Genomic DNA, 12,919 nt, shown 5'->3' on the forward strand with positions numbered 1-12,919 from the left:
ACCGACCCGGAGGCGCGGCTGGCGAGGAAAGGGGCGGGTAAGGAAGCCAGGTTATGCTTCGCCGGTCATGTACTTATGGAGAATCGTACGGGCCTGGTGGTGGATGTGGTGGTCAGCCGGGCAACGGGGACTGCGGAGCGGGAAACTGCACTTGATATGCTGGAAAAGGTGCCCGGGTCTCAACGGATTACGGTGGGGGCGGACAAGGGCTACGATACACGGAACTTCGTTACGACCTGCCGGGAAATGAACGTCACACCTCATGTGGCCCGGCGAAAGTGGTCGACTGTGGATAAACGCACTACCCGGCATGTCGGATATCAGGTGAGCCAGAGGATACGTAAGCGCATTGAAGAGATCTTTGGCTGGATCAAGACGGTAGGAGGCGGTCGCAAGCTCCGGCACAAAGGGGTAGAGCGCAATCAGCTCTGGGCAGAGTTGGCGACGGCAGCTTACAACCTTATCCGTATGGCTAAACTGTCGGCAGTCGACGCTATTTAAGCGTCATAATTGCCCGCTCAACCGAAAGTGGCTTGAAAAGCGGGCTGGTGTCCAGAGGAAAGGGTGCGAAAATCATCCTAAACCTTCCCAAGGAACATCACCAACGGTAATTTGCCCGTTAAAAACGGCAATCAATCCCTTTTTCAGCACCCTGCTAGAGCTCTATGGCGATACGGTTCCGCTAGAAGGTAAGCATGCTTGGGAGCAAGTTTATGAAGTAGCTAAAAAGAAGCTACACCAATACAAAGAACACGCTCCAAATATTCTGGTTATTGAGAGCAGCAGCTCTAGTATTGAAGATACAGAAATACCTACAGCAATCAATATGATTGACGAGGACGTTCGTTCCGGCAAATCTCCAGTATTGACCAAGCTAAATGGCATTTTGTTGGCGTTAGATTGGTCTAATATCTCTCGACAATAGCGAAAAGTATTCTTTTACCCAACAAGTAAGCCTGCTGTTTCGCTTAGTCGGGAGCTTTCCGGTTTGCTTGATGAGATTCGCCTTGGCTAGCTGGTATTCTATAGCAGATTGATAATCACAGGGGAGTCTAAGAAAGGGCCGACAGGCCCCCTCTTTCTTATCTTCCCCTGAAGAATCAGGGATTCTTCCCAGGACAAAGGGGGTGAGGTTACTTTAATCTTGAGATTGTGCGCCACTGAAGACAGTGGCGTGTCACCTCACTCCTCGCAATGACCGACCAGCAGAAAACCTGTTGTCAAGCAGACGACCGCACATACATATCGTTGACGATTTACACTAATTCGTGTAGAATCTGGCTATGGACAGCCACCAGAAGAGGAAACGCCCGCAATGGACCGGTCACCACATCCGTGCACTGAGGTCCCACATGGGCCTGACACAGCGTGAGCTAGCGGAAACACTCGGTACACGCCAGCAGACGATTAGCGAGTGGGAGAAGGGGATGTACCGGCCTCGTGGCGCCTCATCCATGCTGCTGACCATCGTCGCTGAGCGGGCCCTGTTTGAGTACAGGGCCGAATCCGAAGACAGGGAAAACTGAGAGCACGGCCTATTGTCGTGTCGGACGGCACTAACGCTATTTACCACTCACTGCGTTTACCGCCGGTATTGCACCGGGAGTACGGGCCATGAATGTTGGAGTATGCAGGATTAACCTTCGTTTACCGGAGAACGAGTCTCTCAAAGGCAAGAGACGGATACTGAAATCCATTGTCAGCCGCGTGGGTAATAAATTCAATGTCGCCATCGCCGAGGTCGATAACGGGGATATGTGGCAACTGGCTACCATTGGGATATGCTGTGTTAGTAATGACCGCCGTCATGCCAACGAAGTCATGTCCAGAGTGGTTGACTTCATCATCAACTCCCGCCCCGACGCCGAGATACTCGATTACGAGATAGAGATAATTCCTGTGTCCTGAGTCCAGGGATACGGGACAGGCAATACAGAGACACGATGGATACTTCGGCTTTTCTCCAGAATATTACCGCTCAGCCGGGCTATGACGACCAGATTGCCCATATAGAGCATATTCCGCCTCGGCGAGCGACCCATGGTAAGCTGGAAGAGCCCCTGACTGACAGACTTCGGGACTCCCTGGTGCAACACAGCCTGTGGCCCCTGTACCGCCATCAGGCCGAGGCCGTGAACCATGCCCGTCACGGCGAAAACGTGATGGTGGCCACAGCCAGTGCCAGCGGCAAGACCCTGTGCTACAACATCCCGGTCCTCCAGGCCATGCTTACCGAACCGGATACCCGCTTTCTCTATCTTTTTCCCACCAAGGCCCTGGCGCAGGACCAGTTACGGGCCCTGCGAGAACTGTGCTGCCCAGAGCTATTGACGGGAGACGAGATTGCCACCTTCGACGGCGACACCCCACGGGCGGAGCGGGCGGATATCAGGAAAGACGCCAGGATAGTGCTATCCAACCCGGATATGCTCCACCTGGGCATACTGCCAAACCACCGGCAGTGGTCCCGCATGTTGCGCCACCTGCGGTATGTGGTCGTCGATGAAGCCCACGTTTATCGCGGCGTCTTCGGTTCCCACCTGGCCGGTGTTCTGCGTCGCCTGCGCCGATTGTGCCACGTCTATGGTTCCGACCCACAGTTCATCTGCTCTTCGGCCACCATAGCCAATCCCGGTGAGCACGCCGAGCGGCTGGTGGGACTGCCCTTTGTCGTGGTGTCCAAAGACGGCTCTCCTCACGGAGGAAAGGACTTTGTCTTCTGGAACCCACCGCTTATCGATGTCGCCAGGAGCACCCGGCGCAGTGCCAACACCGAGGCAACCAACCTGTTCACGGGACTTCTCAGTGAAGGCATCCGCACCCTGACCTTCTCCCGCACCCGCCGCCTCACCGAACTCATCTATACATACTCACGAAACAGACTGGCCACGGTGGACCCCGCGCTGGCCGAGCGAATCAAGCCCTACCGCGCCGGTTACCTGCCGAAGGACAGACGGAAGATAGAGCAACAGTTGTTCAGCGGTCAGCTTCTCGGAGTTGTCGCCACCACCGCCCTTGAGCTCGGTATCGACATCGGTGACCTGGAGGCAACCGTGCTCACCGGCTATCCGGGAAGCATTGCCAGCACCTGGCAGCAGGCAGGCAGAAGCGGTCGGGGCAAGGAACGGTCTCTGAGCTTCCTCATCGGACTGGACGACCCCCTTGACCAGTACCTCATGCGCCATCCCGAGTTCTTCTTCAAGCGGAGCTTCGAGAATGCCCTGGTAAACCCGGACAACCCTTACATCGCCCGGGCACACCTGCTATGTGCCGCCTGGGAAATGCCCTTGAGTAAGGACGATGAAGTGTACTTCGGGGAGGCCCTGGAACGGGAGAGGTCTGAGCTCGAAGACCGGGGGGTGCTCAGGGAACGCCGCGGTCGGTGGTACCTTTCGCCGACAATCGCTCACCCGGCGCAGAGCATTAACATCCGCTCCACGTCCCGGGAGAACTACAGCATCATCGATTCCGGGACCGATTCCCTGATGGAAACCGTAGAGGATACCGTCGCTTTTTTCCAGATACACCCCGGGGCCGTCTACCTCCACCAGGGCGAAGCCTACCTCATTACCGCGCTGGACCTGACCAGCCGGACTGCCTGCGCCAGCCGTACGGACGCCGGCTACTACACCCAGAGCAAAGACCTCACCGACCTGCATGTCGTCAGGAACAGACGGGAGAAACGGACCAGGCGGGTATGGGTGCACCTGGGAGACGTTGAGGTTACTACCACAGTGGCCGGCTACAAGAAAATGGCCCAGTTCACCGATGAGGTCATCGGTGAGGAACCGCTGGACCTGCCCCCGCAGCACTTCCCTACGGTGGCGCTCTGGTTTGACATCCCGGACAACGCCATCACTGAGGTTGAGAAGGAAAAGCTGGACCTGGCGGGGGGACTGCACGCCATGGAACATGCTGCCATCGGCATTCTTCCCCTCTTTGCCCTGTGCGACCGCAATGATATCGGCGGCGTATCCACGGTCCTCCATCCGGACACTGGTAAAGCCCAGGTATTTATCTATGACGCCCACCCCGGTGGTATCGGTATTGCCGAGAAGGGTTTTGAACTGATAACGCAACTCTGGGAAACCACCCTGAAGGCAATCATAGAGTGCCCCTGCCTGGAGGGCTGCCCCAGTTGCATTCAGTCACCTAAATGTGGCAATAATAATAAGCCACTGGACAAGAAAGCGGCGCAGGTGCTTCTGGAGGGACTATTGGGTTTCACACGCGCGGGCTAGGTGAAAGGACGAGCGGGATGAACAGTTGATACCGCCAGGCAACTGTCATTCTGAGTGAAGCATAGCGGAGGGCCGCTGCTAGCAGCAGCACAGAATCTAAGTGTCATGGCAGGACGAGATTCTGCGCCACTGAGGACAGTGGCGTGTCGTTCAGAATGACAGTGGGTGGGTCAGAATGATAGTGGGATAGCAAGGGAGTAACAATGATTAACATAGGCATAGACCCGGTAGCCTTCACAATTGGAGCGATAAGCATCCACTGGTACGGGATATTTATTGCCCTGGCAATTGTCTGGTTGGTAGCCTGGATGGCATGGCAATCGAAGCGAGGGGCCAGGATTTCGTACGACACCGTGTTTGCCGCAGCGCTGGTGGGCATTCCTTCGGGCGTAATTATTTCCAGGCTGCTCCACGTGATTGACCTGTGGGACCACTATGTGCAGAACCCGGGGGAGATAATAGGTGCCGGAGGGCTGACTGCCTACGGTGCGGTACTGGGCGCTTCCCTGGGCATCTGGGTCTACTGTAGAATTGCCAAGGTAAAAATCGGCTACTTCTTTGACCTGCTGGCTCCGGCGGTGATAGTGGCCCAGGCAGTAATAGGCCGGATAGGCTGCACTCTGAATGGCTGCTGCTTCGGCGACTCCTGCTCCCTGCCCTGGGCGATTACGTACACCGACCCTACCAGCCTCGGCTTCGGCGTCGGTGCCGTGCACCCCACGCAGGTCTACGAAATTATCTTCGGCCTGATATGTTTTGTGGTGCTGGTGAAGCTGAAGGGCCGGTTCAAGCCAGCCGGCTCGCTTTACCTCATTTACCTCGGACTCTACTCCATGTGGCGTATTGGCATCGATTTCCTGCGTCCCGGGACATCGTTCATTTTTGGTCTCCATCAGGCCCAGGTTATCGGCATCATCGTGCTCCTGATTGTTGTCCCTGTACTGGTGTATCGGACACGCTGGATAAGTACCAAAGAACAGCTAACGCAAGAAGAAGAACAGCTAGCGCAAGAACAGGAGGAATCAAATGGATGACCTTGCTATTCTGACAACTGTTATCTGGGCAGGCTCTTTTGCCGTGGTGGCTGTGGACTCGGTGGCGCGCGGAATCAGCCCCTGGTTCTGGCGTATGGCATCACTGTTCGGCGGCCCGCTGGCACTGGTGGCCTACGGCATTGTTCGAGAACTGGGCGGCAAGCCGGACGCGAAGAGCTGAATCTTCACAAGGCATCTGCTCGCCGATTGGCTTCGATGAGATGAAGGGGGAGCCCTGACATCCATGTGCTCCCCTGGGGAACACGGATGAGGCGGACGGTCATTCTGAGCAACACGCCACTGTCCTCAGTGGCGCAGAGTCTCGCCCTGCCATGACTCTTAGATTCTTCGTCACTGCGTTCCTCAGAATGACATGGGGGGAAAGGAGGCATTAGTGGACCGTCAGATAAAGATAACCATCGGGGGAATAGAGGTAGACGCCTGGCTCAACGAGAGCGATACCGCCGCCGGCGTCCTTGATATCCTTCCTGTCACCGCCACAATCAACCTCTGGGGAGAAGAGATATACTTCTCGATACCCCTCGCGAAGGAAGAGGAAAACGCCCGGGAGATAGTCGACGTGGGGGATATTGCCTACTGGCCGCGCGGACAGGCGATGTGCATCTTCCTGGGCAGGACGCCAATCAGCCAGGGTGACGAACCCAGGGCAATCAGCCCCGTGAATGTGATTGGCGGTATCAGTCCGGAGGGTGTGACAGGGCTACTCGGCGCGGCTAAACAGGGAGACAGAATCACTATACGGAGGTAGCTACGTGAAGGTACTCGAAGCAATCCGGACGAGAAGGAGCATCAGGAGCTACAGGAGCGACCCGGTGCCGGAGGAGTTGATAGCGAAGGTCCTCGAGGCGGGCCAATGGGCAGCCTCGGCAAGCAACGCACAGCCGTGGAGCTTTGTGGTCTTCACGGACCCCGAGGTCAAGCGCCAGGTGACGCGGGGCTTCGCCTACGGCTGGTTTCTGGACGAGGCGCCGGTGGGAATCGTGGTTGCCGTGAACCCGAATGGGTCGACCTGCCCAATCCAGGACGGCTCTCTGGCGGCAGGCAACATGATGCTGGCGGCCCACGCGCTGGGCCTGGGCACCTGCTGGATAAACCCCGGATTCCAGGACGACCGGGTAAAAGAGGCCCTGGAAATCCCCCGTGACTGGCGACTGATATGTGCCCTGTCGCTTGGTTACCCGGCGGAATCCCCCTCCAAGCTGAGGAAAAAACTGAAAGACATCGCCTTCACGGAAAAGTGGGGGAACAGCTTCAACCCGCCGGCTACGCCATAACATACTACTCCACCGGTTATCTACTGGTATTCGGCACACCAGCCGGTGTGGCTGGAGAGGGTCTAGTGTAGTGTCTCGTATATATCTTTACGTATGATGGATGTTGATGTCATTCCAGCGCAGGCTGGAATCCAGGGGGCAAACACGTATCCCGGATCAAGTCTAACAGGGTGATGAAAAAGGGGGAGTCCAGAGGGGCTTCGCCCCTTCTGAGGGACGCCCCCTTATGGCAGGGGTGTCTGGGCGTCATTCTTACAGAATGACGTTAGCAGAATCCGAAACCAGATTCTGCCGGTGTCCCCCAGATATAATCTTTCCCCCCTTCCTGGACAGGAAGGGGAAGGCGGCCCGTCTGGGCCGCACGGGGATTGGTCGAAAGGGTTTTTCATAGGCTTGCTAGAATGACAGGGACTGTAAAGGCATTTGTAAGACACTACACTAGCGGTCACGTCCCTCATTCAACAGTAGCTGTGTCCAGCAGATTGAGACGGAGCGTGGTCTGGCCTCCCCAGTGGTCCATCTCCATGTTATGCACGATGTCCAGAAACGCAGACACTTTCGGCAGCTCTTTGCCCATCCCGAAACCGACCGCGTCCCAGACAATGCCGTCCTGCCTCAGCTTGAGCCGGATGTGGTCACCATTGTTGCCCATGGTACGAGAGTCAACCACCTCAACCCTGCGAGTGAGGAACGTGGGCAGCGGATTACCCTGACCGAAAGGCGCCAGTTGCCGGATTGACTCGTAGGCATCACCGGTGAGTTCCGACAGGGCGACCTCGGCATCGATATCCAGCCTGGGACGCAGATCGACCCCGGCCAATTGCCCGGCCGCCATTTCCAGAAGCCGCTCCCGTAGCTGGGGCAGGCTGCGTGTCGGTATGATGAAGCCGGCGGCCCGAGCATGTCCTCCGAACTGAGAGAAGAGGTCTCCACACCTGTTCAGCGCTTCGATAATGTTGAATTCAGAAATGCTGCGACAGCTACCACTGCTGGTCCTCTTGCCGACACTGACGACCACCGCCGGCCGGTAGAACTCCTCCGAGAGCCTGCCGGCAACCAGCCCGGAGATTCCGGCGGGATAACGCTCATCACTAACCATCAGCAGCGGCAGGACTCCCTGGGTGTACACCTGCTCCCTGGCTTCGGCCACCGCCTTTCTGGTCAGTTGCTGCCGCTCCACGTTCTTCTTCTCCAGCCACGCCGTCAGTTGCTGTGCTCTCTCAGGTGAGTCCGTCATCAGCAGCTCGTAGCTGGGCAGGGCATGTTCCATCCGGCTGGCAGTGTTCAGTCTGGGAGCGATGACCCATGAGATGTTCTCCGAGGCAAGATTACCTTCCACCAGGCCGGACTGTGCTATCATCTCCCTGATGCCGAGACGTGGAGCGGTGTTTAGCTGTTTCAGACCTTCTTTTACCAGGTACCGGTTCTCGCTGAGCAGCGGCACCATGTCCGCCACCGTTCCCAGGGCCACCAGGTCCAGCACGCCGTCAAGGAGTTGTTCCCGGCCCAGACTGAGAAGCAAAGCCTGGAGAAGCTTGTAGGCGACACCAACCCCGGCCAGTTCTGAAAACGGGTACTCCGAGCCCGGCAGTTTGGGGTCGACCACCGCCACCGCTGGCGGGATTTCGTCCGGAGGGGCGTGGTGGTCGGTTATGACAACATCCAACCCCATCCGGCGCGCCTTCCTGACCGGTACCAGACCGGTAATCCCGCAGTCCACGGAAATCACCAGGCTTATGCCTTCCCGATGCAACTTTTCGAGGACACCCGCCTTCAGTCCGTGTCCTTCACCGACCCGACTCGGTATGTACGGAATAACCTTACCGTCCAGGAGACTCAGACCCTGGACAAGGAGGGCGGTGGCCGTGATGCCGTCGGCATCGAAGTCGCCATAGATAGCAATGTTCTCCCCGGAAAGCAGGGCCCGGTAGACCCTGGCCACAGCCTGGTGCATGTCAGGCAGCAGGAAGGGGTCACTCACCAGCCTCTCATCTGCGGCAATGAATGTTTCCAGCCGGGATGCCTCGGCAATACCGCGGTTGTAGGCGAGCTGCGCAATCAGCGGGGAAAAGCCGGAGGACATGACAGGGAGTTTGTCCGGGATTGACGGCAAAAGATTCCAGCGCTTATGGTTCAATCCTACGCCCCACGGAATTCCTGAAAAACAAGCACCGAATTGTGTCCCCCGAAGCCAAAGGAATTGGACATGGCACTGGAAATCCTGGCCTCACGCGCCTTGTTGGGTACGTAATCAAGGTCACACTCGGGGTCGGGATTATTATAGTTAACCGTCGGCGGTATTACGCCGGTATTGATTACCTTGATACAGACTGCCCCCTCAATAGCACCGGCCGCTCCCAGCAAGTGCCCCGTCATCGACTTGGTGGAGCTTATCGGGACATGGTAGGCGTAGTCACCAAAGACCGTCTTTATCGCCATTGTCTCCACCTTGTCGTTCAGAGGCGTTGAGGTACCATGAGCGTTGATATAGCCTATTTCAGATGGTGCCAGACCCGCCTTTCTCAGTGCCATCTGCATTGCCCGGGCGGCTCCTTCACCGTCCTCTGACGGCTGAGTAATGTGAACGGCATCACTGCTGGCACCGTAACCGGTAATCTCGGCGATGATTCGTGCCCCTCGTTCCCGGGCAAAGGCAAGGTCTTCCAGGACCAGGATTGCAGCCCCCTCGCCAATCACGAATCCGTCCCGCTCGGCATCAAATGGGCGCGATGCCTGCTGCGGGGCTTCATTGCGGGTGGAAAGGGCACGGTTGGCGCTGAATCCGGCGACACCTATCGGGGTGATGATTGCCTCGGAACCACCGGCGAACATAGCCTCGGCATCGCCCCGCTTGATAATCTCGTAGGCGGTGCCGATGGCATCGGAGCCGCTGGAGCAGGCCGAGGTAGGACAGAAGTTCGGGCCCCTGGCCCCCAGTGCTATTGACACCTGGGCGGAAGCCATATCGGCAATCATCATCGGCACCAGAAACGGGCTTACCCTGTCCGGGCCCTTCTCGATCAGTATTCTCACCTGCTCCGACATTGTCAACAGTCCGCCAATACCGCTGCCTATGAGGACGCCGATGTTCCCCTTGTTGGTATCATTGATTTCCAGACCGGCATCCCGGATTGCCTCCACGCTGGCGGCTACCGCGAGTTGACTGAAGCGGTCCATGCGGCGTGCTTCCTTGCGGCCCATATATTCCAGCGGGTCAAACCCTTTGACCTCACCGGCAAATCTGGTCTCCAACGACGAGGCATCAAACTGGGTTATGTGGTCAATGCCGGACTTACCCTCAACAAGACCTTCCCAGGTGGTGGTAATGTCCAGTCCCAGTGGAGTCAGAACACCCATTCCGGTAACGACAACCCTGTTGCCAGTATAATTCACCAAACCGGACCTCCCGTCCCTTCGTACCTTTACGATGTGATGCCACCCCGATGTTTGATATCAGTGGCTCACGCCCAGTATAATGGATTGTCTGGCTGACCGTCAATTTTGCCGTGTTGCTGTGCTCGGCTATCAGTCAATCCCTGTCAGCAACCCCGAAATAGTAGGACCGCTTCATGAGAATCGCCCTGGACACCCTGGGCTGCAAACTGAACCAGGCGGAGACGGAGCTCCTGTCCCGGGAGCTTACCTGTGCCGGACACGAAATCGTTTCACGCACAGGACCGTTCGACGTCTATATACTCAATACCTGTACCGTGACCCATGTTGCGGACAGTAAGTCGCGGCACCTGTTGAGACAGGCCCGGCGGCGCAACCCTGATGCCCTGATAGTAGCCGCGGGCTGTTATGCCCGGCGGGCGCCCACAGAGCTGGCCCGTCTCAATGGGGTGGACCTGATTGTCGACAATGACCGGAAGATGGACTTACCGGGACTGCTGGCAGACCTCGGCTATACTGCAAGCCCTGCGGTCCCAGAGGAAACACCACTACGGCAATCCCCGGCACTGAGGACACGCAGCTTTGTCAAAATCCAGGACGGCTGCACCAGCTTCTGCACCTACTGTATCGTGCCCCTGGTCCGCGGCGGTGAGACCAGCCTGCCCGCTGACGAGGTAGTGGCCGAGGTTGTGTGCCGCACCGCCGAGGGTTACAAGGAAGTGGTCCTCACCGGAACGAAGGTCGGCACATACAGCCATGACGGTATCAACCTGCGTGGTCTGCTGCAGCGAATCCTGTCCGAGACCGGCGTACCGCGAATAAGGCTCTCTTCTCTCCAGCCCGGGGAGATTGCACCAGACCTTATCCGGCTCTGGAACGATGACCGGCTGTGCCCCCATTTTCACCTGTCCCTCCAGAGCGGCAGCGACCCGGTGCTGCACCGGATGAAGCGGCACTATCTCACCGGGGACTTCCGGCGGACGGTATCCCTGATTCAAGAGCGCCTGCCTGATGCCGCCGTTACCACCGATGTCATTGTGGGTTTTCCCGGCGAGACCGATGAGGAGTTCGAGGAGAGCTACCGCTTCTGCCGGGAGATGGGATTCGCCCGCACGCACGTTTTCCCATATTCGGCCCGGTCAGGTACGGAGGCCGCAGACCTGCCGGGTCACGTGCCTGAAACGGTCAAGCGACAGCGAACACAGAGAATGCTGGCCCTGGCCGAGGAGAGCGCCGGACACTTCCGGCAACGCTTCTCCGGCAGGGCGATGACGGTCCTCTGGGAGCAACGCACTGCGGATGGTCGCTGGTCCGGAGTCACACAGAACTACATCCGCACTTACGTGGAGAGCGAAGATGACCTGGCCAACAGGCTATCGCTACTGACACTGCCTTAGCAGGATGCTGAAAAAGGGGAGTCCAGAGGGGGTGCCCATTCTGATGGGCCTGCCCCTTTGGCAGGGGTCTGGGGGTGTCCCCCAGATATAATATTTTCCCCCTTCCTGGCTAGGAAGGGGGTCAGGGGGATGGTCGAAAGGGTTTTTCATCACCCTGTTAGTCCATTAATATTAGCGGGAGGTTACATGAGCAACTCTACACACTTTCTGGACCTGTTCTTCTATCCCAGGAATGTCGCCGTGGTGGGCGCGAGCCGCAGCCAACGGTCGAACAACTACTACCTTGCAGAGAACATGGTCAGGCTGGGTTTTCCCGGTAAGGTCTTCCCGGTCAACCCCAACGCTACTGAAATCCTCGGGCTGAAGGCTTACCCGAATATCGGGAGCATCGAAGATGAGGTCGACCTTGCCGTTATCTCGGTCCCGGCCAGGATGACGCTGGGTATCGTGCGGGAATGCGTTGCGAAGAAGGTTAAGGGCATAACGATTGTCGCCGGCGGGTTCTCTGAAATCGGCACCGATGGCCGGAAAACACAGGATGAAATCCTTAGCCTGCTTAGAGCAAACGGCATCCGGGCCATCGGCCCCAACGCGCTCAGTCCGGTCAACTCGGCCAACAGCCTGATAGTCGGTTTCGGGCCTACTACCCGGAAGCTGCCCCGGGGAGGGCTTTCCTTCATCTTCCAGTCCGGACTCTACCAGCCACGACTGAACTGGCTGACGTTTGATTTGAACCTCCGCATCAGCAAGCTAATAGACCTGGGCAACAAGATGGACATCAACGAGGTTGATGCCCTGGAGTACCTTGCTCAGGATGAAGATACCCGCGTAATCGCGCTGCACATGGAGAGTATTGCCGGTGACGCCCGCCGGTTTATGCAGGTGCTACGGGAAACAACGCCGCACAAGCCGGTCATCGTCCTCAAGTCGGGCCGGACCGCTGCCGGGGCCAAAGCGGCGTCCTCCCACACGGCGGCGATAATGAAGTCCAGCGATACCGTGGTCGATGTCGCCCTGAGACAGGCCGGGGCCATCCGCGTGCACGGCCTGGACGAGTTCTTTGACCTGGCCAAGGCCTTTGAGTACCTGCCACCACTGAAAGGAAATCGTGTGGCCATTGCCACCTTCTCCGGTGGTGAGGGCGTGCTCACTACCGATGCCGCCGAGCTCAACGGGCTGGCCGTGGCAGAGCCGGGTGCGGTAACGCGGCAGAAGCTGGTCAAGATTTTCCCGCCCTGGGAGATTCCTCTGAACCCGTTTGATACCGGCGTTACCGGGCAGTTGCATAGTGGCGTGGACGTTGCCAGAGAGTTCATCATGGCAATTGCCGACGACCCCGCTGTGGACTGCGCGGCGATACAGATAGGCGGCGGGCCGTGGGTTATGGGGCAGAGCGATAAGGAGCAGAAAGACGTTACCCCAAAGCGGAACAATAACGCTGCCACGCCGTACCTCAACCTTGTCGCCCGGGGCAAGACAGTGGTGACCTGGACCGTGGACCCCGGCGATAAGGGCGGGCAGATACAACAACTGGAAGAAAACGGAATACCGGTCTATCC

General features: G+C 57.8%; 12 protein-coding genes. 10 read left to right on the plus strand and 2 right to left on the minus strand.

All coding sequences use genetic code 11. The annotated features are described in order from the left end of the window. The 8 genes from VMW13_02520 to VMW13_02555 all read left to right on the plus strand — a co-directional run. A partial coding sequence (locus tag VMW13_02520; protein ID HUV43684.1) for an IS5 family transposase occupies positions 1-501 on the plus strand: 501 nt, incomplete at its 5' end. Positions 502-1,283: 782 nt separating this feature from the next. Continuing rightward, positions 1,284-1,526 (plus strand): helix-turn-helix transcriptional regulator, encoded by a 243-nt coding sequence (locus VMW13_02525; protein HUV43685.1) that lies wholly within the window; start codon positions 1,284-1,286, stop codon positions 1,524-1,526. 88 nt (positions 1,527-1,614) lie between these two features. After that, positions 1,615-1,908, plus strand: coding sequence for a DUF503 domain-containing protein (locus VMW13_02530; protein ID HUV43686.1), 294 nt, complete (start codon positions 1,615-1,617; stop codon positions 1,906-1,908). A gap of 35 nt (positions 1,909-1,943) precedes the next feature. Continuing rightward, a complete protein-coding gene (locus VMW13_02535) occupies positions 1,944-4,241 on the plus strand; it encodes a DEAD/DEAH box helicase (GenBank protein ID HUV43687.1) in 2,298 nt (765 codons plus the stop codon). Between the two features lie 203 nt (positions 4,242-4,444). Further along, positions 4,445-5,275 (plus strand): prolipoprotein diacylglyceryl transferase, encoded by an 831-nt coding sequence (locus tag VMW13_02540; protein ID HUV43688.1) that lies wholly within the window; start codon positions 4,445-4,447, stop codon positions 5,273-5,275. Next, positions 5,268-5,456, plus strand: coding sequence for a hypothetical protein (locus VMW13_02545; protein ID HUV43689.1), 189 nt, complete (start codon positions 5,268-5,270; stop codon positions 5,454-5,456). Before VMW13_02540 ends, VMW13_02545 begins: the two co-directional genes overlap by 8 nt. A 213-nt stretch (positions 5,457-5,669) precedes the next feature. Next, positions 5,670-6,044, plus strand: coding sequence for a cyclophilin-like fold protein (locus tag VMW13_02550; GenBank protein HUV43690.1), 375 nt, complete (start codon positions 5,670-5,672; stop codon positions 6,042-6,044). 4 nt (positions 6,045-6,048) lie between these two features. Then, on the plus strand, positions 6,049-6,570 hold the full coding sequence (locus VMW13_02555; GenBank protein ID HUV43691.1) for a nitroreductase family protein: 522 nt from the start codon (positions 6,049-6,051) through the stop codon (positions 6,568-6,570). 454 nt (positions 6,571-7,024) lie between these two features. On the opposite strand, the gene recJ is transcribed toward VMW13_02555, so the two are convergent. Continuing rightward, complete coding sequence (gene recJ / locus VMW13_02560; protein HUV43692.1) at positions 7,025-8,653, minus strand: single-stranded-DNA-specific exonuclease RecJ; 1,629 nt, start codon at positions 8,651-8,653, stop codon at positions 7,025-7,027. A gap of 56 nt (positions 8,654-8,709) precedes the next feature. Further along, the gene (fabF, locus tag VMW13_02565; protein HUV43693.1) at positions 8,710-9,963 is read right to left on the minus strand and encodes a beta-ketoacyl-ACP synthase II; all 1,254 of its coding nucleotides are present in this window, start codon (positions 9,961-9,963) and stop codon (positions 8,710-8,712) included. 176 nt (positions 9,964-10,139) lie between these two features. Between fabF and mtaB the strand changes: the two genes are divergently transcribed. Together mtaB and VMW13_02575 are read left to right on the plus strand one after the other, a co-directional pair. After that, positions 10,140-11,360: a tRNA (N(6)-L-threonylcarbamoyladenosine(37)-C(2))-methylthiotransferase MtaB gene (gene mtaB, locus VMW13_02570; GenBank protein HUV43694.1), complete on the plus strand. Its 1,221-nt coding sequence runs from the start codon at positions 10,140-10,142 to the stop codon at positions 11,358-11,360. Positions 11,361-11,546: 186 nt separating this feature from the next. Further along, the coding region (locus VMW13_02575; GenBank protein HUV43695.1) for a CoA-binding protein at positions 11,547-12,919 on the plus strand (1,373 nt) is incomplete at its 3' end.

This window comes from Dehalococcoidales bacterium (genome assembly GCA_035529395.1).
Classification (GTDB): Bacteria; Chloroflexota; Dehalococcoidia; order Dehalococcoidales; family Fen-1064; genus DUES01.

What these genes read in the sequence shown, in the direction of transcription:
- VMW13_02530 (HUV43686.1), top strand. Translation starts at nt 1,615, where the DNA reads ATGAATGTTGGAGTATGCAGGATTAACCTTCGTTTACCGGAGAACGAG.
- recJ (HUV43692.1), bottom strand. Translation starts at nt 8,653, where the DNA reads ATGTCCTCCGGCTTTTCCCCGCTGATTGCGCAGCTCGCCTACAACCGC.
- VMW13_02525 (HUV43685.1), top strand. Translation starts at nt 1,284, where the DNA reads ATGGACAGCCACCAGAAGAGGAAACGCCCGCAATGGACCGGTCACCAC.
- VMW13_02535 (HUV43687.1), top strand. Translation starts at nt 1,944, where the DNA reads ATGGATACTTCGGCTTTTCTCCAGAATATTACCGCTCAGCCGGGCTAT.
- VMW13_02545 (HUV43689.1), top strand. Translation starts at nt 5,268, where the DNA reads ATGGATGACCTTGCTATTCTGACAACTGTTATCTGGGCAGGCTCTTTT.
- VMW13_02540 (HUV43688.1), top strand. Translation starts at nt 4,445, where the DNA reads ATGATTAACATAGGCATAGACCCGGTAGCCTTCACAATTGGAGCGATA.
- mtaB (HUV43694.1), top strand. Translation starts at nt 10,140, where the DNA reads ATGAGAATCGCCCTGGACACCCTGGGCTGCAAACTGAACCAGGCGGAG.